The organism is Roseiarcus sp. (assembly GCF_049514155.1).
In the GTDB taxonomy this organism is placed as follows: Bacteria; Pseudomonadota; Alphaproteobacteria; order Rhizobiales; family Beijerinckiaceae; genus Roseiarcus.
Genome location: NZ_JBEKVH010000021.1, coordinates 19,620 through 38,926, shown reverse-complemented (window position 1 = coordinate 38,926; position 19,307 = coordinate 19,620). Strand labels below are relative to the sequence as shown.

General features: G+C 69.0%; 17 protein-coding genes. 3 read left to right on the top strand and 14 right to left on the bottom strand.

The window, feature by feature from the left end; genetic code table 11:
- Positions 1-337: 337 nt before the first annotated feature.
- The gene (locus tag ABSF49_RS05125; RefSeq protein ID WP_424111553.1) at positions 338-1,735 is read left to right on the top strand and encodes a flagellin N-terminal helical domain-containing protein; all 1,398 of its coding nucleotides are present in this window, start codon (positions 338-340) and stop codon (positions 1,733-1,735) included.
- A 479-nt stretch (positions 1,736-2,214) separates the two neighbouring features.
- On the opposite strand, the gene ABSF49_RS05120 is transcribed toward ABSF49_RS05125, so the two are convergent.
- Positions 2,215-2,886: a response regulator transcription factor gene (locus ABSF49_RS05120; RefSeq protein WP_424111552.1), complete on the bottom strand. Its 672-nt coding sequence runs from the start codon at positions 2,884-2,886 to the stop codon at positions 2,215-2,217.
- A 394-nt stretch (positions 2,887-3,280) separates the two neighbouring features.
- Here ABSF49_RS05120 and ABSF49_RS05115 point away from each other — a divergent pair, with 394 nt between their 5' ends.
- Positions 3,281-3,760: a hypothetical protein gene (locus tag ABSF49_RS05115; RefSeq protein ID WP_424111551.1), complete on the top strand. Its 480-nt coding sequence runs from the start codon at positions 3,281-3,283 to the stop codon at positions 3,758-3,760.
- Positions 3,761-3,775: 15 nt separating this feature from the next.
- Here ABSF49_RS05115 and ABSF49_RS05110 read toward each other — a convergent pair whose 3' ends face one another.
- Together ABSF49_RS05110 and ABSF49_RS05105 are read right to left on the bottom strand one after the other, a co-directional pair.
- Entirely contained in the window at positions 3,776-5,794 is a 2,019-nt protein-coding gene (locus ABSF49_RS05110; protein WP_424111550.1) for a DUF6165 family protein, read from the bottom strand.
- 86 nt (positions 5,795-5,880) lie between these two features.
- The gene (locus tag ABSF49_RS05105; protein WP_424111549.1) at positions 5,881-6,744 is read right to left on the bottom strand and encodes a DUF1217 domain-containing protein; all 864 of its coding nucleotides are present in this window, start codon (positions 6,742-6,744) and stop codon (positions 5,881-5,883) included.
- A 217-nt stretch (positions 6,745-6,961) separates the two neighbouring features.
- Here ABSF49_RS05105 and ABSF49_RS05100 point away from each other — a divergent pair, with 217 nt between their 5' ends.
- Complete coding sequence (locus tag ABSF49_RS05100; protein WP_424111548.1) at positions 6,962-7,171, top strand: TOBE domain-containing protein; 210 nt, start codon at positions 6,962-6,964, stop codon at positions 7,169-7,171.
- A gap of 56 nt (positions 7,172-7,227) precedes the next feature.
- Here the strand turns inward: ABSF49_RS05100 and moaA are convergent, their stop codons facing one another.
- The 11 genes from moaA to ABSF49_RS05045 all read right to left on the bottom strand — a co-directional run bounded on the left by moaA (position 7,228) and on the right by ABSF49_RS05045 (position 19,255).
- Positions 7,228-8,256 carry a GTP 3',8-cyclase MoaA gene (moaA, locus tag ABSF49_RS05095; RefSeq protein ID WP_424111547.1) on the bottom strand — a complete coding sequence of 343 codons (1,029 nt, stop codon included), beginning with the start codon at positions 8,254-8,256 and terminating at the stop codon, positions 7,228-7,230.
- A gap of 83 nt (positions 8,257-8,339) precedes the next feature.
- Positions 8,340-9,056: a hydrogenase nickel incorporation protein HypB gene (gene hypB / locus ABSF49_RS05090; protein ID WP_424111546.1), complete on the bottom strand. Its 717-nt coding sequence runs from the start codon at positions 9,054-9,056 to the stop codon at positions 8,340-8,342.
- A 40-nt stretch (positions 9,057-9,096) separates the two neighbouring features.
- The gene (locus ABSF49_RS05085; protein WP_424111545.1) at positions 9,097-10,746 is read right to left on the bottom strand and encodes a GAF domain-containing protein; all 1,650 of its coding nucleotides are present in this window, start codon (positions 10,744-10,746) and stop codon (positions 9,097-9,099) included.
- Between the two features lie 323 nt (positions 10,747-11,069).
- Positions 11,070-11,672, bottom strand: a complete 603-nt coding sequence (locus ABSF49_RS05080; protein ID WP_424111544.1) for a histidine phosphatase family protein — start codon at positions 11,670-11,672, stop codon at positions 11,070-11,072.
- Positions 11,654-12,988, bottom strand: a complete 1,335-nt coding sequence (locus ABSF49_RS05075; RefSeq protein WP_424111543.1) for a DVU_1553 family AMP-dependent CoA ligase — start codon at positions 12,986-12,988, stop codon at positions 11,654-11,656. The genes ABSF49_RS05080 and ABSF49_RS05075 overlap by 19 nt, the downstream gene beginning before the upstream one ends.
- Complete coding sequence (gene trsS / locus ABSF49_RS05070; protein WP_424111542.1) at positions 12,985-14,370, bottom strand: radical SAM (seleno)protein TrsS; 1,386 nt, start codon at positions 14,368-14,370, stop codon at positions 12,985-12,987. Before trsS ends, ABSF49_RS05075 begins: the two co-directional genes overlap by 4 nt.
- Entirely contained in the window at positions 14,367-15,551 is a 1,185-nt protein-coding gene (locus ABSF49_RS05065; protein ID WP_424111541.1) for a DVU_1551 family NTP transferase, read from the bottom strand. The genes trsS and ABSF49_RS05065 overlap by 4 nt, the downstream gene beginning before the upstream one ends.
- Before the next feature lie 3 nt (positions 15,552-15,554).
- The gene (locus tag ABSF49_RS05060) at positions 15,555-16,016 is read right to left on the bottom strand and encodes a DVU_1555 family C-GCAxxG-C-C protein (RefSeq protein ID WP_424111540.1); all 462 of its coding nucleotides are present in this window, start codon (positions 16,014-16,016) and stop codon (positions 15,555-15,557) included.
- A 1-nt stretch (position 16,017) separates the two neighbouring features.
- Positions 16,018-16,713: a DVU_1556 family methyltransferase gene (trsM, locus tag ABSF49_RS05055; protein ID WP_424111539.1), complete on the bottom strand. Its 696-nt coding sequence runs from the start codon at positions 16,711-16,713 to the stop codon at positions 16,018-16,020.
- The gene (locus ABSF49_RS05050) at positions 16,713-16,934 is read right to left on the bottom strand and encodes a DVU_1557 family redox protein (RefSeq protein ID WP_424111538.1); all 222 of its coding nucleotides are present in this window, start codon (positions 16,932-16,934) and stop codon (positions 16,713-16,715) included. Before ABSF49_RS05050 ends, trsM begins: the two co-directional genes overlap by 1 nt.
- Complete coding sequence (locus tag ABSF49_RS05045; RefSeq protein ID WP_424111537.1) at positions 16,931-19,255, bottom strand: pyridine nucleotide-disulfide oxidoreductase/dicluster-binding protein; 2,325 nt, start codon at positions 19,253-19,255, stop codon at positions 16,931-16,933. The genes ABSF49_RS05050 and ABSF49_RS05045 overlap by 4 nt, the downstream gene beginning before the upstream one ends.
- Positions 19,256-19,307 lie beyond the last annotated feature (52 nt).

Below are 19,307 nucleotides of genomic sequence, written 5' to 3'. Positions count from 1 at the left end.
AATCGACGCACTTCTGCGCCGGCGCTTGGATGGCCGGGTCAAGCCCGGCCATGACGCAAGAGAGCGGGCGAGGCGCTGGCGCGGCCGATGCGTAGCCATTGTCGCAGGCGCCTAATATTTGGCGCGCCGCGGCCGGGCTTTACCTAATCTTAAGACCCGCGTCGCAGGTTGGGCGGGACTGAACCGGGTCGGTCCGCGTTTCGCGGTTGCCGGTTTCGGCGTCACACGGCGATTAGATCCCGCGTTTCGGGAGCTAAAGGCATAAGGCCGCTTCGTCGTCTCGGTGCAAATCCGAAATGTCACACGGTTTCGTGATTTCACGGACAGGAGCACCCTTATGAGTTCGATTCTGACGAATGCCTCAGCCCTCAGCGCGCTGCAGGCTCTGACCCAGACGCAGGCCGCCCTGACGACGACCGAGAACCAGGTTTCGACCGGTCTCGCGGTCTCCAGCGCCGCCGACAACGCCTCCTACTGGTCAATCGCCACCCAGCTCAACTCCAACAGCGACGTCGTCACCGCGTCCAATCAGGCGCTGGCCCAGAGCCAGGCGGTGATGTCGACGGCCTCCTCGGCGATCAACTCGGTCATCACCGCGATCAACTCGATCGAATCGGCGCTGACCCAGGCCGCCACGCCGGGCGCGAGCATCAACAACATCAACACGACGCTCGCTTCGCTTGGTTCGCAATTGTCCGACGCGGTCAACGGCGCTTCGTTCAACGGCCTCAACATCCTCAACGGTTCGCAGACTGCGGCGCTGAATTTCGTCGCCGGCTTCAACGCCACCGCGAGCGGCGGCTCGTTCAATACGATCAGCTTCACCGCGCAGGCGATGACCGGCGGAACAAGCACGACGTCCACCGTCAGCGGGGCGGCGGCGGCAACCGCCGTGACGCTCGGCGAAGGAACCGTGGGCGGCGTGGAACTGACCGCGGGCGGCTCGGAGATCCTCACCGGCGTGATCGGCGGCAACGGCACCGCAGCCAACGCGACCGGTTTCACGACTATTCAGCAGGCGGCGAACGGCGCTGTGACCACGAAGACCTACACCGCCGAGACCGCCGCCGGCGCCGCAGCGACGCTTGGGACCGCCAGCGTTCAGTTCTCCGTGTCCGCGGTCACCACGGGCGCCTATTCGGCCGCGACGCAAGAGGCGAACATCACCAATTCGTCGCAGGTCGCCGAGCTCAACGGGCTCACCGACAATTCCGCCACCACGACGGTCGGCGTCGGCCAGAACGTCGTCACCAAGAACGCCGGCAGCATCGTCGTCCAGTCCTTGGCGGCCGACGGCTCCTTGACCAACACCACCTACTCCGCTCTCGACGCCAACGGCGCTGCGACGACGTTGGCGAACGCCGTTCAGTTCGGCGTGTCGGCGCAGTCGACGACCGCCACCGGCATGCTGGTCCAGAACGGTTTCGACCTGACCAACCTGACGACGTCGGGGGCCACTGCCGCGAGCCAGTTGAGCGCGGTCCAAAATGCGCTGAGCGCGGTGACGACCTACGCCGCGACGATCGGCGCCACCCAGGACCGCATGACCGCGGCCTCTACCTTCAACAGCGCGCTGACCACCAACTACGCGACCGGCGTCAGCGCCCTGGTCGACGCCGACATGAACACCGCCTCGACCCGCCTGCAGGCCCTGCAGACCCAGGAACAACTCGGCATTCAGTCGCTGTCGATCGCCAACCAGAACGCTCAGCTCATCCTGAAGCTGTTTCCTTGAGCTGATCGAAGCGCAACGACGTCGGCGTCACGTTCGCCGGCGCCGCTGAAGAGAAACGCGCGCCGCAGGCGCGCTCCGGCCGGGCGGCGTTCGCCCGGCCAAGCCTTAAGACCGGCGCAGCGACGAAAGGCCGCCCCTCCCGCGCTGCGCCCGCCACTCAATCGACGACGAAAATCCCATCCCTGGCCGCCCGCGCCGTCGGCCCCTCGATTTGCTCCGACGAAGGGACGGCGACGCGCGCCAGGCGCAACGCAAGAAGACGCCCGAAGACGCCCGCCACGCTGTCGCGCGGCGGGCGTTTGCTTTTAAGCCGACTCGGACCTGATCCTGAGGCGCCTTCGCATGAGAGCTCGTTGCGTCGAAGCCGAATCGCCTCCGACGTCATTGCGAGCAAAGCGAAGAAATCCAGACTTAAGGATTGCGACCGCCGAGTCTGGATTGCTTCGCTTTGCTCGCAATGACGGCGGGGGCGCGACGGCTCAGCGCCGCTCGATGCAGTAGCCGAGATAGCGCTTCGAATCGATCGGATCGTAGCCGAGCCGGTGCTTGAGCTTCTTGCGCAGCTTGCTGATGTGGCTCTCGACCACGTTCTCGTCGACGTTTTCGTCGAACAGCCCGTAGACGGCGTTGAAGATCTGCGTCTTGGTGACGCGGCGACCGCGGTTGCGAACGAGATATTCGAGGATGCGGCATTCGCGCCGCGGCAGCGGCAGCGGCACGTCCTTCACTTCCGGCTCGCGCCCGTCGAGATAGACGCGCAGTTCGCCGATCGTCACGTGGCCCTGCTCGCCGAGCGCGCGACGACTGATCGCGCCGACCCGGGCGAGGATTTCGCGCACGTGCACGGGCTTGCGCAGCACGTCGTCGACGCCGGCGGCGAACAGCTCGAGCGTCTCGTCGAGCGACTGGCGGTCGTTGAGACAGAGGACCGGAGCCTTGGAGCGCTCGCGGATGAGCTTGGGTAAGGTCTCGCGATTGGTGCAGTCGCCGATCAGGAACGCCTCGACCGCACACATGTCGATATCGCTGACCTTGCCTATCCATTCCTGAAATTCGCCGGGATCGATCCCGGCTGTCGAAACACCCTCGCGGTCGAAACCCGACGCGTAACCCCCCGCAACGAGGTCGCGTTCGTCGACAATGATGTACATGCAAATGCCCCGTAAAGTCGATCAGCCTACACGCTGGACTTACTGACGCTGACGCGGGACACGCGCGGACCCGCAATCGGGCGAACGACATCGCCCGGCCATGGCCGCGAGACATGAGGTGGAAACGCGCAGGGCCGTCGCTCTCGACCTTGAGCGGCGCGAACGCGCGCCGTTCGGATCACTTGTGCTGGCGGCGGCCCACGAATCGCCGGTGTTGTTCCCCAATTCCCAAGGGGAAACTTACGTAGAGCATGGTTAACAAGCCCTTAATCGTTGTTCCTCTAGGGCAATTTGGCGGTCCGCGACGACCGAACCGGCAACGGATTGGCAAGGCGCGGAGCGTTACCCTCGCGCCCGCGGCCGCGCCGGCCGTTTCACGGACTCGAACGGCGTCATGAGCGATCTTCTCGAAGGCGTGCGCAGCTCTTTCTCTCGCGACGACCGCGCGTTGGCGCGCGCTCTGGCGCGGCGCGGCCAGGTCGCCTACGTCGTCTTCGATCCCGTTCGCGAGACGCCGCGCGCCGTTCGCGAGAAGCCGCGCCCGAAGACGACCGGGCGCGAGCTGCGCCTGACGGGACGGCGGCGCACCCGGCTGCGCTCGGCCAAGATCCTCGACGCGGCCAATGCGTTTGTCTGCGATTGCCTGATCTACGACCGTTCGGCGACCGGGCTCAGACTGACGCTCGCGCGCGACGTGCGGCTGCCGCCGCAGTTTCAGGTCCACGACGAAGAGACCGGCGCGGTCGAATTGGTCGCGACCGTCTGGCGGCGCGACGCGACGCTCGGCGTCCGCTTCTGCGGCTACGGCGCCTCGACGCTGAAGGCGAGCGAGCGCGCGGCGCTCAGCGGCCGCTATTACGCCGTGCGCGACTGAACGCGCGGCGGCGTCTCAGGCGTAGTGCTTTTCCTCGACGATCGCCGAGTTGCAGCGGCGGTTGATCTCGCGCTTGATCGCCGCCCGGCGGTCGTTGGCGCCATAGACGGCGCGCGCCAGCGCGACGAATCGTTCGCCGAAATCGCCCGCCTTCTCGCACAGGCGGATTTCGTCCTCGACGTCCCACAGCTTTTCGTTGACCGCAGCGAGTTCGACTTCGAGCGGCGCGAGGGCGACGCGGTCGAGCCCCGCCATGCCGAGTTTCGCCGTCAGCAGCGCAAGCTCGTGACGCACATTGGCGAGCTTGTCGGGGTCGTCGATCCGCCGCCCCTTGATTTCGAGAATCGCGATCTTGTCGATCAGCTCGCCGACCGCGCCAGGGATGTCGATCGTCCGCCCGGCGCCGCCCGACGGGACGAGCGCCCCGAGCTCGGCCGCCATCGCCGCGAAGACGTCGCTCCAGACGCCGCGCTGGGTCTGGCGGAACAGGCGCAGGGTCGGATACCACGGCGAATCGTCGCGGTCGCGCAACCACCGCCATTCGGCGACCTGCTTCAGCGCGACCCAGGCCGGGCGCGCCAACGCGCCGGCGAGATGGGCGACCGAGGTGTCGCAGGTCACGACGAGATCGAGCGCGGCCATCGCCGCCGCCGTGTCGAGGAAGCCATCGGGTCCGACGTCGAAGTCGTCGCCGAGCGTCTCGACCCGCATGCCGGCCGGCAGATCGGCAAGCTGCTCGACCCCGTAACCGACCTGCAGCGAGATCAGCCTGACCCCCGTAATCGCGGCGAGCGGCGCGAAGGCGGCGAGCGGAACCGAGCGCGCCGTATCGGCTTCGGGATTCGGATTGCCCTGCCAGACGATGCCGATCTTGAAGCCCTCGGCGCCGATGCGCGCCGCCCATTTGCGCGCGCGCTCCGGTTCGGCGGCGAGATAGGGGACGGCGGCCGGCACGCTGTCGAGTCGGGTGGCGAAAGCGCGCGGCAGGCTGCTGACGGCGATTTGAGCATCGAAGCGTTCGCCCGGCGACCGTTCGGCGACGAGACGGATCCCGGTAAGCGACGACAGCAGGCGGCGCAGGCGCGGCGGACACAGGAAAGTCGGCTCGGCGCCGGCCGCCGCCATCAGCGGCAGGTAGCGGCAAAACTGGATCGTGTCGCCGAAGCCGTGGTCGTTCATCACCAGCACGCGCTCGCCGGCCCGGCCGGGGCCGCGCCACTTGGGAAAACGCGCGCCGAGCGCCTCGGCGAGCGAATGGCCGTCGACCCAGCGCGCTTCGTAACCTTCCCAGCCGCGCTCGAAATCGCCGAGCATGAGATCGACACAGCCGCGGCCGCTGACCGCTTCGCGATCGCCGAGCGCCTCGGCCGCCTCGAAGGCGACGCGCGCCTCGCCGATGCGGCCGAGCGCGCGCAAGGCGAGCGCCTGGCCGTTGAACGCCGCGCCGTAGCCCGGCCGCGCGTCGCCGGCGGCCTCAAAGGCGGCCAGCGCCTCGTCGCAGCGGTCGAGTTTGAGCAGCGCGGCGCCGAGATTGAGCGCGGCCTCGGCGAACCGTGGCTTGAGACGCAGCGCCTCACGCGTCGCCCCGGCGGATTCCTCCAGTCGACCGAGCTTGCGCAAAGCGCCGGCGCGGCTGTTCCATAGATCGGCGTCCGTCGGCCTCAACCCTAGCGCTGCGTCGAAGGAATCGAGCGCCTCGGCGTAGCGGCCATCCTCGAATAGGAGCTTGCCGACGTTCGACCAGGCGACGGGCAGATCGACATTGAAGCCGAGGGCGCGGCGATAGAATTCGAATGCGGCTTCGCGCTTTCCCGAGTCGGCGAGGATATAGCCGCCCATGCACAAAGCCTCAGGGAAATCGGGATTGCGGCGCAGCGCCGCATCGAGGGCGGCGATCGCCTCCTGGCGCCGACCGCCGTTCCACAACGCCACTCCGCGCGTGTAGAGCGATTCGAGACCGCCCTCCTCGACCTGCGGGTCCGGCGCCGGCGCGCTCGCGACGGAGGCGGCGCCAGCCTGCGATCTCTGTGTCACGTCGAACGAGCCCGCGCCGCCGCGGCCTGTTCCGCGTCGGATTCGGCCGAGCTAAGCGCGCGACGCTTGCCTGAGACTTGCCGCGCTCAGCCGCCGAGCGACAGGCTCTGCAGACTGGTCAGCAGCGCGCCCGACAGCAGCTCGGCGGTCGACGATCCGCTGTAGCTGCTGTTGCCGCTTAGAATGCCGCTCATGATCGAGGTTGCGGCGTTGAGGTTGCCTGTCGTCGTGCCGCTGGAGGTCACGCTCAGCGGCGTCGAAGCGTCTTGGCCGCCTGGACCGTAGAGAAGCGTGTATTGGGCGGTAAAACGTTCGGTCAGCTGCTTGAGCTTGGTCGGGTCGGTCAAATCCGACATCGGCATCAGCTTCGAAACGATCGACGCGTTGGTGTCGATGCTGCCGTAAGTGTTGAGCGTCACGCCGAAGATGGTCTGAAACGCCTCGAGCAGATTCTCGTCGCCGAGCACGTTGTAGGACGAAGTGATCGTCGGCGCGACGCGCTGGAAATAGAGCGCGAGCTGGACGCCGACGTCCTGCTGACCTTGCTGGCCTTCGAGCGCCTGCTCGTCGTAAGCCGATTCGGTGGTCGAGATCGCGCTCGCAGTCGAGATTGAGCTCGCGCCATTGGCGGCGAAATTGAAGGCCGCGGCGAACTTCGCCCAGTTGGGGTTGGCCAGCGTGTTGGCGAGCGCTTTCGAGCTGCTGACGCCGCCTTCGAGCACTTGGGTCACCAACGCCTTGTTGTCGACCTGATCGCCGAGCCCGTAGGCGGTGAGCGCGTAGGACAGCAGGCGGTAATTGCCGACCAGGTCGCTGATCGAGGTGACCTTGCCGATGTTGGCGGCGTAATACTCGGTCGCCGTCTTCACCGCCGGCTCGTTGGCGATCATCGTCTGGTAGCGCGCCAGATTGTTTTCGATCGACAAATAGGTCGATGTGGTCGTGGACAAAGTGCCGCCTCGTCGCCCCGATCGGCGCGCGCCTGCGCCGCCGCGCGTTGAGACGCGGCGCCGGCTCGCCGATGGTTGGCGCGAAATGGTTACGAAATCGTAAACCGCGCCGCGTTGCGCGCAAGTCGAATGGACAATCGTGGGCGAAGTTCTATGTTGGCGCGAGGCGGCGCCAGCGCGTTCGTGCGGCGCGGCGGACATTTGGGAGAGCGCCAAAATGAAGATCTCAGCCCGCAACGTGCTGCCCGGAAAAGTGATCGCCCTCACCAAGGGCGCGACCACGGCGCATGTGAAGATCGAAATCGCCGCCGGCGCGGTCGTCACCGCCTCGATCACCAACGAAGCGGTCGACGCGCTCGGCCTCGCGGTCGGCAAGAAGGCGAGCGCCGTCATCAAGGCTTCCGACGTCATGGTCGCCATCGACTGACGCCGGTCGGCCAATCCGTCGGCCGCGCGCCATCAGGCGAAGCGGCTGATTTGGCCCTAGCCGCCGGTCAGGCTGATCGGCCGGGCGGAGGCGCGCGGCGCTCTGGCCTCGCTCGAGCCGAACGCGTGGCCCTTGGGCTTTTGCGCCACCGCCTCGCGGATGGCGATCTCGACGTCGCGGTCGTCGTCGCTCTCGCGCAGGACTTTGCCCAGATCCACCGCCGCCTCGGCGCCGAGGCAGAGAACCATCCGGCCCGAACAGGTGATCCTCACCCGATTGCAACTGTCGCAGAAACTGTGGGTCATCGGCGTGATGAAGCCGACGCGTCCGCCGGTCTCCTCGACTTGCCAGTAGCGGGCCGGACCGCCGCTGCGATAGGGCGTCGGCGCCAGGGTGATACGCTGCGCGAGATCGGCGCGTAATTCGGCCAGCGACAGGAACCGCTGCGACCACTCGCCTTCGACGTCGCCGAGCGGCATCACCTCGATGAAGGTCAGGTCGTAGCCGCGACCATGCGCCCAGCGGATCAAGGGAACCGCACAGTCTTCGGTGACGCCCTTCTGCGCCACGGCGTTGATCTTGACCTTGAGCCCGGCGCGATCGGCGGCTTCGATGCCCGCCAGCACGTCGGTAAGCGACCCGCGCCGCGAGATCGCTGCGAACGCCGCCGGGTCGAGCGTGTCCAGCGAGACGTTCACCCGCTTGACGCCGCAGGCGGCGAGCTCGTCGGCGTAGCGGACGAGCTGCGAGCCGTTGGTCGTCAGCGTCAGCTCGTCGAGTTCGCGCGCGCGCAGGCGGCGCGACAGCGCCTGGAACAGGGTCATCACGCCGCGCCGCGCCAGCGGCTCGCCGCCGGTCAGCCTGATCTTCTTCACGCCCAGCCCGACGAAGATCGCGCACAGCCGATCCAGTTCTTCGAGCCGCAGCACTTCGGCGTGCGGCAGGAAGGTCATCTTCTCCGCCATGCAATAGACGCAGCGGAAATTGCAGCGATCGGTCACCGACAGCCGGAGGTAGGCGATGGCGCGGCCGAACGGATCGACGAGCCGCGGCGGCGCGGCGGAGGCCGCGGCCGCGCCGCTCATTGCGCCCGCCGCTGGCGGCCAATGGTCGGAACGGAGCGCAGTCATGAAAGCGCGCGCTCGCCGGCGCAACGGGTCGAGGACATTCAGGCGACTTGCGCCGGTTGCGCGAGGCGCAGAGCGGCGAGCTCGGCGACGAGCCAATCCATCCACCCTTCAAGCCCGAGCGTCGTCTTGGCGGAGACCTGCTTCGTCCGTCCGCCGCCGCGCAACCTCGCGACGGCGCTGAGCGCGCGCGCCATGTCGAAGTCGTCCATGTAAGGCAGAAGGTCGGTCTTGGTGATGAGGACGAGATCGGCGTTGCGGAAGATCACCGGGTACTTCTGCGGCTTGTCGTCGCCCTCGGTGACCGACAGCAGCACGACGTTGCGATGCTGGCCGATGTCGAAGTCCGCCGGGCAGACGAGATTGCCGACATTCTCGATGAACAGGATGTCGACGTCGTCGAGGTCGATCTCGTCGAGCGCGTCGTGGACCATCGTCGCGTCAAGATGGCAGGCGACGCCGGTGGTGATCTGCACCGCCTTCACGCCGCGCCGGCGGATGCGCTCCGCGTCGTTCTCCGTCTCGAGGTCGCCCTCGATCACGGCGACGCGGACGCCCGGCGGCAGCGCGGCGATCGTCGCCTCCAGGAGGCTGGTCTTGCCGGCGCCGGGCGAGGACATGAGATTGATCGCCAGGACGCGATGAGCGTCGAGATGCTTGCGCACATGCGCGGCGACGCGGTCGTTGGCCGCCAGCAGGTTCTCGCGCACGACGATCGTCTCGCCGCCGTGCGACCCACAGCCGCAACTCTCGCACATCGCATATCTCCTCTTTCTCGGCGCAAGGCGGCCGATCGCCTCACGCGAGCATCGCCTTCAGGTGTTCGAGATCGGCGATCGCGATCGCCGAGGCGTCGAGACGGCGAATCGCGCGATCGCGGATCAGCTCGGCGATGATCGTCGACACCGATTGGCGGGTCGCGCCGATATGCATCGCGAATTCCTCGGCGCTGGGCGGCGCGTCGAGCACGACGCCCTCTTTGCAATGGCGACCGTCGCGCGCCGCCACGTCGCACAGCGCGCGAACGAGGCGGTGTTTGACGCATCGAAAGACGATGTCCTCGGTCATCCGCGCCGATTGTTGCAGCATGCGGCTGATCGCCGGCATCGCCGAACGCGCGAGGTCGGGATCGCACTGCGCCAGTTCCTGGAACGCCTTGCCGCTGAAGATGACGATCTCTCCGTCGTGCTTGACCTCGAACATCGAGGCCTCGTTGATCGGCAGCGCGTCGCCGGCGTCGAGGGTGAACAGGGTCAGCTCCTTGCCGTCGAAGGAGGCGAAGCACCTGAGCCGGCCGCTGCGCACGACGACCAGCCCTTCCTGGACGGCCTTTTCTTCGTCGGCGCCGTAGATGAGCTGACCGGTCTTGACTCGCCGGATCGTGATCAGGCGCGCGTACGGCCCGGCCAGGATCCGGTCGATGATCTGCGTCAGGGTCAGATCCTTGGGCGGTTCCATGGCGGCCGGCTGAGCGGGCGACCAGCTGCGATGAATGCGAGGCCGCGGCTGCAGGCGAGCGTAGAAAACCTCGCCTTTCTTCGTCTGAACGGCGCAATCGTCCGACGAGGCATTGTGGCTGATCGCGGCCTGCTCGAAGGTGAACAACTCGTCGAAGCTGAGGGCGCCGCGCGCCGGCCAGTCGAGTCCAAGCAGCGAGATTCCGTTGCGGTTGGCGCCGACCAGGCGATCGCCCTCGAACGCCAGGCTGCCCTCGTGCGGGCTGCCGATCAGATAGGGATCGGAGTGGAAGTGCATCTGTTCGCAGTTGCGGAACTGGGCGTCGAACAAGGCCCGCTCGATCTGTTCTGCGGCGCGGTTCACCAGCGCCATCGTCAGCGCCTGCGGCTGATTGGAGGCGTTGGTGAGGTCCAGCACGCCGGCGATCGCGCCGTAGGGATCGAAGATCGGCGCCGCCGAGCAACTGAGAATGCTGTGGGCTTCGAAGAAATGTTCGCCGCCGATCACCGAGATCGGCTGGCGCTCCGCCAGCACCGCGCCGATTGCGTTCGTGCCGGCCGCTTTCTCCTCCCAGGCGGCGCCGGGCCGCAACGCGACCTCCGCCGCCTTTTCGGCGAATGCGCCTTCGCCGAGGCGGCAAAGGACAAGCCCGTGCGGATCGGTGAGGACGACGACAACGCCGGCGACGCTCGCGTCGCGACACAGCGCCTCCATCTCGCCGCGCGCCGCCCGCACCAGGATTTCGTTGCGCTGCTGCGCCTCGCGCAACTTCTGCTGCGACAGCAGATCGAGGCCGGGCCGCGAAGTCATGTTCAAGCCGAGCGCGAAACTGCGCTCCCATGACCGCAAGATCGGCGCAGGAACCTCTCTGCCCGGCTCGACGCCTTCAAACAGGTATTTCCGTCGCGCGGCGATCGCCGCATCCGGCGCCAGTCGCGCGGTCGGGCGCGAAGGTTGGCGACCTTCCTCCCTGGACTCGTCTGCGGGCAAGAGAGATCTCCTCACCCGAGGTCGCGGCGCCGACCTTGCTGGGATTCGGCCTTTGCGAACCGCTCGTGTAAAATCATTGCGCAGCGGCGCTTCGCAGCATTGACCTGCGTCAACATTGCAAATTGCATTCTGGCAATCTTCGCGCGCCGAGGCGTTTTGACGGCCTTCATACGCCCGCGCGCACGGATTTGTCTCGTTCATCTGGGCCGATCGTTCGTATTGAACGAACTGATATTCGCCAAATTCGACGCCGGCGCTCGCCGCGGACGGCTCCTCCGCCGCCGGAGAGGTCGACGCGCGCGCCGCCTGAGAATCGTCCCGCCTCACAGGCGCTCTCCGTCGATGAGGGTGACGACCGGCTCGTTCTTCCGCCACTCGACGACATTGACGCAGGCCAGACGCTGCGCAATTCGGAACAGATTGGCGAGCGGGGCTCCGAGCAGATGACAAAGGATGACCCGATTGACGCCGGCGTGGCCGGCGATCGCGACGACTTGCGTCTCGCGGTCTTCGACGAGTTCGCGCCAGCACGGCAGCACGCGCTCGACGAGGTCGGCGAAACTCTCGCCGCCGGGCGGACGGAAATTGGCGATGTCGCGCCCGCGCGCCGCGTAGTCTTCAGGCCGGCGTTCGGCGATTTCGCGCCGCGACAGGCCTTGCCAATCGCCCATCTCGATTTCACGCAGCGCCGGGCGAACGCGGATCGGGATGGCGGATTCGTCCGCCAACAGTTCCGCTGTCCGCAGCGACCGCGAAAGATCACTGCAATAGATCGCATCTGGAATGGCGCGCAGGCGCAGGCGCGCGGCGAGCTCGCGGACTTGGGCTTCGCCGGCCGGGCTCATTGGCAAGTCGGCGGCGCCGAGAAAGCGTTCCTCCGCCCCGTCGCCGACCGCGCCGTGACGGATCAGCAGCGCTGTGCGCATGGCGTTGCCTCCCTTATCGTCAACCGGCGCTTGGCGGGGGACGAAAGCGCAACGGCGTCGGCGAAAGCGGCCTCGACGCGCAGGGCGCCGGCCCGCAGCGCCGCGCCGACGATCGGGTCTTCGGCGAGCCGCGCACGCACGGCCGCCAGCGTCGCGGCGACGCGAACGGGCGCCGGCGCGGCGATCGACAGCGTCAGCGTCGCCGGCGCGCCTCTGTCGAGGACGGCGACGAAGTCGCTGACCGCCTCAAGCGCGAACAAGGCCTCGTCGAGCCGCGGCAGGGTCAGCGTGTCGCCGCCCGGCAGAAGCGCGCCCGCGCCGACGCGGCCGGCAAAGCCGACGAGCCGTCTCAGCGCCGATCCGCACGGACAGGGCGCCTCGATCAGCCGCGCGAGATCGCCGGTGCGATAGCGCAACAACGGCGCGCCGCGCCGCCGCAGGGTCGAAACGACGACTTCGCCGACTGCGCCGGCCGGCGCCGGCGCGCCCGTGTCGGGATCGACGATTTCGACCAACAGCTCGTCCTCGCGCAGATGGCAGCCGCAATGGAAGGCGCAATCGACCGCGCCGCCGTAGCCCGTCTCGGTCATGCCCCAGTGGCGGAAGACCTCGGCGCCCCAGGTCGCCTCAAGGCCGCACGCAAGGCTGTCGGCGACGTGGTCGGAGCTCAGCAGGACGGCGCGCGCGCGGATCGGCGCGCCGCCGTCGTTGGCGGCGACGCGCGCCGCCGCCAGCAGCGGGACTGGCGGCCCGGCGACGACGTCGGGCCGCGTCTCGCGCAGCCAACCGGCGAGCGCGACCGGATCGAGCGGCGAGGGCGCGGCGACGGGAACGGCGCCGAGGCGGCGCAATGCGATCGCGAGCCCCGCGGCGACGCCGCCGGGATGGCGGCCGGGAAAGGCGATCGCCGCCCGGTCGCCCGGCCGGGTGAACAGAGCCATGCCGTGGTCGAAGAAATCGACGGTCGATTCCAGGTCGTCGGGCGTGAAATGGAGCCGCTTCGGCGGACCGCTGGTGCCTGAGGTCTCGAGGGTGACGACACGCGCGACGGCGCTTTGCGACAGCGCCAGCAGCGGCGGATCGTCGGCGAGCAGGTCGGCGGCCGTGGTGAACGGCAGGCGCGCGAGCTCTTCGATCCTGGCGAGCGGGCTATCCGGAAAGTCGCGCCGGGCGCGGTAAAACGGGCTCGCCGCGCGCGCGTGGACGATCGTTTGGTTGAGCCGCGCGAGTCCCCAGGCGTCGACCGCTGCGCGCGTCAACGGCGCTGCGAGCCCCATGCGCGCCGCCATCCAGGGATCGAGCGTCGCCGCGCTCACGCGACCGACTCGCGGACGGCGACCGGCGACCGGTAGAGCGGGCGACCGTCGCGGCTGGTCAGGTTGTAAGCGCAGAATGGGATCACGCGCCGGTCAGGCGCGACGACGTGGATGTGGCACTGGCGCAGCCGGTCGAGGTCAAGCGTCCAGGCGTCCTGGAACGCCATGCCGGACAGGCCGAGCGTGCGCTCCTGATTGGCGAGGAAGGCGTCGAAGGCGTCAAGCCCGGCGACGGGCGCGGCGGCGCGATCGGCGCGCGTCCACTGCCCCGCGACGTAGCGCCGTTCGCGCGCGACGTCGGGGCTCGGCCGCGCCGCGCCGCAGCACGTCGAACGCTGCGGCTCGACCGGAGCGCCGCAGCAGGAAGGCCGCGCATCGGCCGCCGGCCGCATGCGCCCGGCGGAATCGACGACGAAGCGGCCGCTGAACGAGCAATAGGGATTCTCGGCCGAGCCGGGACGGAAGTCGTCGAGGCGGATCGTCCCACCGCTGTGGGCGATCAACGCCGCCATGACTTCGGGCAAGGTGATGCGCGAGGCCGCGTCGGGTTCGGCCAAGCAGCGTCCGAAATAGCTGACCGGCTGAAAGTGCACGGCCCGCACGGCCGGCATATGCGCGACAGCGAAGTCGACGATGGCGCCGATCTCGCCGACATTGACGCCAGGAACGAGCGTCGGCGTCAGCACCACGCCGATTCCGGCTTCGCCGCAATTGTCGACCGCCTGCGCCTTGAGCCGCGTCAGCTTGGCGCCGCGCAGTCGCCGATAGACGTCGTCGGTCACGCCGTCGAATTGCAGGAAGACGCAATCGAGCCCCGCCGCCGCCAGGGCGGCGAGATAGGCGGGCTCACGCGCGATGCGGACGCCATTGGTGTTTAGCTGCACGAATTCGAAGCCGCGCGCGCGCACACGGGCGACGATCTCGGGCAGGTCGTCGCGCGTCGTCGGCTCGCCGCCCGACAATTGGATGTGAACGCGCCCGCCCGCTTCGGCGAGCGTGTCGAGCCAGCCCTCGATCTCGGTCAGGCTGGCGTCGACACCGTCGCGGCGCGCCGACGCGTAGCACACCGGACAGGCGAGGTCGCAGCGCGAGGTCACCTCCAGCAGCACGCAGCAGCTCTGCTGACGATGCTCGGAGCAGAGGCCGCAGTCGTGCGGGCAGCCGCGCTCGACCGGGATGGCGGAAACCGCCGGGGGCGAATAGGCGCGCGGCGCCAATCCCCAGCGCAGATAGGAATCGAGGCCGCGCCAAATCGGCGTGGCGACCGCGCCGTGCTCCGGGCAGGTCTTGCGCAAATAGACGACGTCGCCTTCGGCGAAGCGCTCCGCGGCAACGGTCGCGAGGCAGGTCGGGCAGACGCTCTCGGTGGCGCCGAGACTCATACGGCGATCGCAGCAGGCCATGACCCTTCTCCCGCCGACAGCGCAAGCCTCGTTCCGTCGTCGATTGCAAGCGACCCGATGCGCGCCTCGAGCGCCGCGCAGATCGCCTGGGCGCTGGCGAGCCGCCGCTGCACGCCCGCCAGCGCCGACGGATCGTTGGCGAACCGGTCGAGCGCCGAGCCGAAGCGCGTCTCCAGCGAAACGCGTGTCTCGCCGCGGACGAGCTTGTCGGCGAGGTAGACGATTGCGCTCTCGTCGATTCGCCCCGCGTCGAAGGCGAGATTCATATGACGCGCGACCGGGGCGGCGACCTCGGGAAAGCCGAACTCGCGCAGCAGCGCGGCGCCCGCCTCGGCGTGGCGCCGGCGGCCTTTGGCGATGTCGTGGACGAGCGCCGCCGCGCGCGCCAGGTCCGGATCGATCGCCTCGCCGGCCGCTTGCAGCCGCCGCGCGAATCTCGTCGCCAGCGCGGCGACGGCGCGACCGTGGCGGCGCGTCGCTTCGGGCGTCGCAGCCGCGTCGAACATGGTCTCGCATTCCGCGACGTCGGGCATGCGATGTCCGGCCAACGCCGCCGCGAGCCGGCGATAGTCGTGGCGACGGTCCATGTCGACCAGGCATCCCCAGTCGAACACGGCGACTTCGCTCGCCTCGTCTTCGTGGCGAGCGAGCAGCGCCCGCAGGCCGCCGTCGCCGTCGCTATCGAGGATCTCGGCGAACAAGGCGCGACGGACGAACGGAGGGTGGCCGCGCTTGCCGCGAAAGGTCGGATAGACGATCGTCGAATCGCGCGCCGCGGCGGCGCGCAAGACCCGCACGATCGTCGACGGGCGCAGCAGCGGCATGTCGACCGGCGCGAGCAGGAATGCCTCGACGTCCGCCGGCAGCGAGGCGACGCCCGCACGCACGCTCGAGAACATGCCGGCGGCGAAATCCGGATTGTGCGCGCGCGTGACGCCGAGCCGCGTCAGCTCCGGCGCCAGATCGCCCGCCTGGAAGCCGGTGACGACGTGGATGCGCTCGACGCCCGCCTCCCGCAGGTTGGTCACGAAATGGTCGATCAGCGTTCGCTCGCCGAACGGCAGCAGCGGCTTGAAGGCGCCCATGCGCGAGGAGAAACCGGCGGCCAGAACGATCGCGACGATCGTCGCGGCGGGATCGCGGTCGGCGCGTTCAGCCATGCTCTAGTCCTCCTCCCACGCCGCCGGGACCGGCCCGGCGACGTCGATCTCGTGTTCCGCGAGGATCTCCTTGATCTTCCGCCAGCATTCGAGGATCAGGCCGGGACAGCGCTGCTGCATCAGCGCAGGATCGAAGTTGATGATCTCCTTGCAGTTGACGCCGCCGTATTTCTTCGCCGTCGCGTCGACGAACCAGGCGGAGAATTGCTCGATCATCAGGTCGTAGCGCGGATGCACCTGCTCGTCGTCGTTGGCCCGGCCGCCATAGAGCCCGAGAACGCAGCAGCCGCCGCTCAGCGAACCGCAGTTGAGGCCGCAGCCCATGCCGAGCGCGAGACCGGACATCGCGCGCACCAGATCGGGGTTGTCGCGTCCCTGCGCCTCGAGCGCGAGCTTGGCGAGCACGTGGCCGCAGGTGTAGCCCTGCAGCAGCAATTCGGCGATGCGGAACGACTCGTCGTCCATGTCAGCCTCCCGCCGACGCGCGTTGGCCGGACTTGGCTGCGACCAGCAGGGCGTAACCAAGCCGCGCCTTGCCGGCCGAACCCGGATCGGCTGCGCAACCGTCGCCCCACAGCGGGTCGAGCGAGCCGAACCGGAAGATGAACCGCGCGGCCCAGCTCTTCAGCGCTTCCGAGCGATCCTCGAACGCCTCGACGCGGAACCCGGCCGCCGCGAGGTCCGCGCACAGCGCCTCGCGCGTCGCGATCCGTCCCGCCCCGCCGCCGTCGCGGCGATAGACGTCGCTCAGCGCCAGCCGGCCGCCGGGCCGCAGCGCGCGGCGCCACTCGGTGAGGGCGAGAGCGCGATCAGCGGTCAGCGACAGGCTGCATTCCGCCAGCACGCCGTCGAGGCTGTCGTCGGCGAAGGGCAGTCGAGCGGCGTCGGCGACAACCAGCGGCGGCGCTTCGCCGCGCGCGCCGGCGTCGAAGGGGGCGAGGAGATCGACGCCGATCGCCGCGACGCCGCGGTCACGCAACAGCCGCGTCGACGCGCCGAGTCCGCAGCCGACGTCGGCGACCGTTTCGCCGGCGCGGAAACCGGCGCGATCGATCAGTTCGCGCGTCAGCGCCAGGCCGCCGGGGCGCAGCGGCTCGCCGGCGCCGTCGCGCAGCGTTCCGCAGCCGAACAGCCCTTCCCGCTCTGGCGGCGCGCGCAGCATCACTTGTCCTCCAGCGCCTGCTCGACCTTCAGCATGCGGCCGAGGGCGAGCTCTTCCGAGACGTAGACGAAGCCGCAGGACGGACAGCGCGGCAGCTCGACCGGGAAACTCTGGCCGAGATAGAAAGCCTCGACCTTGCCCATCTCGAGCGGCGCGTCGCAGGCGCCGCAGACGAGATTGGCGAGTTCCGGCGGCTTGTCGGCTTCCGGCGCGGCGGTCACGGCTTCGCCTCCACCTGCATGCGATGGCCCCAGGCCCGATGCAGCAGGAAGCCGCGCGCCGTTGCCTCGTATTCGGCCCAACAGGTGAATTCGCCGATTCTGAGCGTCGCGATCGAACGGCCGGTCGCCTTGTCCTTCAGCTTGCGGCCGCTCGCCTCGGCTTCGGCAATCGCGCGCGCGACGTCTTCGACCAGGATCAGTTTGCGTTCCATGTCGGCGCGCACGGCCTCGGGCACGATGAGCGCAATCTCGGGCGTCGGGTCCGCCATGTCTTCTCCCCACACCTCGCGGAGCATACGCGTCTTGAGGCGCGCCCTATTGTCGCGGCGCAAGGAAAAGCCCGGATCGGGCCGCGCCGCCGGATCGCCGCCCTCGGGCGAGGGGAAGACGAGGTCGAGCAGATGGACCGAGCGCTTGCCGTGGCGGCCGAAATTGTCGCGGCACATTGCGCAATAGGTGAGATAGTCGTCGGCGCTCTCCTCGATGCGCCGGTCGACGATCTTGTCGGTGACTTCCGGGTTGGCGAACGACGCCAGGCCGCCGAAGCCGCAGCAGGTCGTCAGCTCCGCGCCGCCGAGCTCGCGCAGTTCGACGCCGAGCCCCGCGGCGAGGCGCCGCACCGCGCGCTGCGCGTCGATCGCGCGGCGTCCGGTGCAGGGGTCGTGAATCGCCAGCGGCCCGGCGCGGCGCGGCCGCGCGCCATCCGGCCAGCCAATCTCGTCGATCACGGTCCATAGCGAGCGCGCCTTCATCTCGGGCAAGAATTCGCCGAGCGTCTTCAGGCAGGTCGAGCAGGCGGTGACGATCTCAGGCTCGCCGAGGCTGCGCCAAGTCTCGCGCAGGCTCGCGGCGACCTCCTCGTGAAGGGCGCGCCGGCCGCTCCACAGCGCCGGGGCGCCGCAGCAATCGACCATCAGGCCGACGCCGCCGGGGATCTTCGCGGCGAGATGGGCGTAGATGCGCTCGACGTGCCAGGGCGACGACGCCGACAGCTGGCAGCCGGGAAAGAAGGCGACGGCGCATTCGGCGCGGCCGGGCTGGCGGCGGGCGAAGGCCGCCGCCTCCGAGCGACTGTGCGCCATGTCGCGCAGCGCGAAGTCGTGGTGCGAGGCGGGCATGTGGCCGCTGTCGACCATATCGCGGCGCGCCTCGAGGCAGACCTCGCCCATGGCGAGGTCGTTCGGACACAACGTGTCGCACAACCCGCACAGCGTGCAGCTGTCGATCATGCGATTGGCCTTGCGCAGGCCCATGACGATGCTGACGTTGTTGTAGATGTCGCGCACGTAGCGTTTCGGATAGGTCCCGTAATGGCGGAGGAATTCGCACGCCTTGACGCATTCCATGCATCGGCAGGGGAAACAGCGGCCGGCCTCGGCGCTCGCCTCGGCGCCGCTGTAGCCGGACTGCGGCGCGGCGGGAGCGATCGGCGGAACGGAAGCCTGCGCGGCGACGTTGACGTAGAGGCACGAGCCTGCGACGGCGTCGTCGGCGCGGTTCGCGGTCAGCGACGCGCCTTGCAGGAAGCGATCGATCGAGGCCCCGGCGCGACGGCCGTCGGCGGCCGCGCGAATCGGCGAATAAGGCGCTCCCGGCGCGCCGCCGCCGAAGACCTTAGCGCGACTGGCGGCGCGGGTCGTCGGGTCAATTGCGACTTGGCCCTCAACTGTCACGTTCAGCGCGCCGGCGAATGGGGCCGCCGACCCGGCGCCGATCGCCAGCAGAACCGCATCGTAGTCGTCGATCAACGTCTCCAGCCCGAGCGGCCCGGCGCCGCCCTCGACGCGCGATTGGCAGAAGACCTCGACGCCGAGCTTCACCAGCGCGGCGACGTCGGCCTCGATCGCCGCGGGCGGCAGCGCGCCGGAATAGTCGCGCGTCAGCCGGGTCAGCGGGCGCGGTTCGGCTTCGAACACCGTAACCGCACATCCCTTCATCGCCAGGTCGAAGGCGGCGGTGAGGCCGGAAAGTCCGGCGCCGACCACGGCGACGCGTTTGGCCTTGCGCGCGCGCTGCGGCGCGCGGCGGATCGTTTCGGCGGCCGCCTCGACGCAGGCGCGCTCGACCGCGCCGATGCGGATCGCGCCGCCCGCCTCGGCGCGGCGGCAGACGGTCTCGCAAGGATGATCGCAGATGCGGCCGAGCACGGCGGGAAGCGCGACGGAGCGGGCGTAGATCGCGCAAGCGCCGGCGAAATCGCCGGCCTTGGCCTTCGCCAACATGCCGCGAACGTCGACGCGCAGCGGGCAGCCGACCGAACACGCCGGCGGCTGCTCCTCGATGCAGCGGGCTTCCCACGCTTTGACGCGCTGACCGTCCATGGCCGGGACTCTCGCAAGCGGAGCGAGCCGTCGCCTCTTGTGAGAGAGCGGC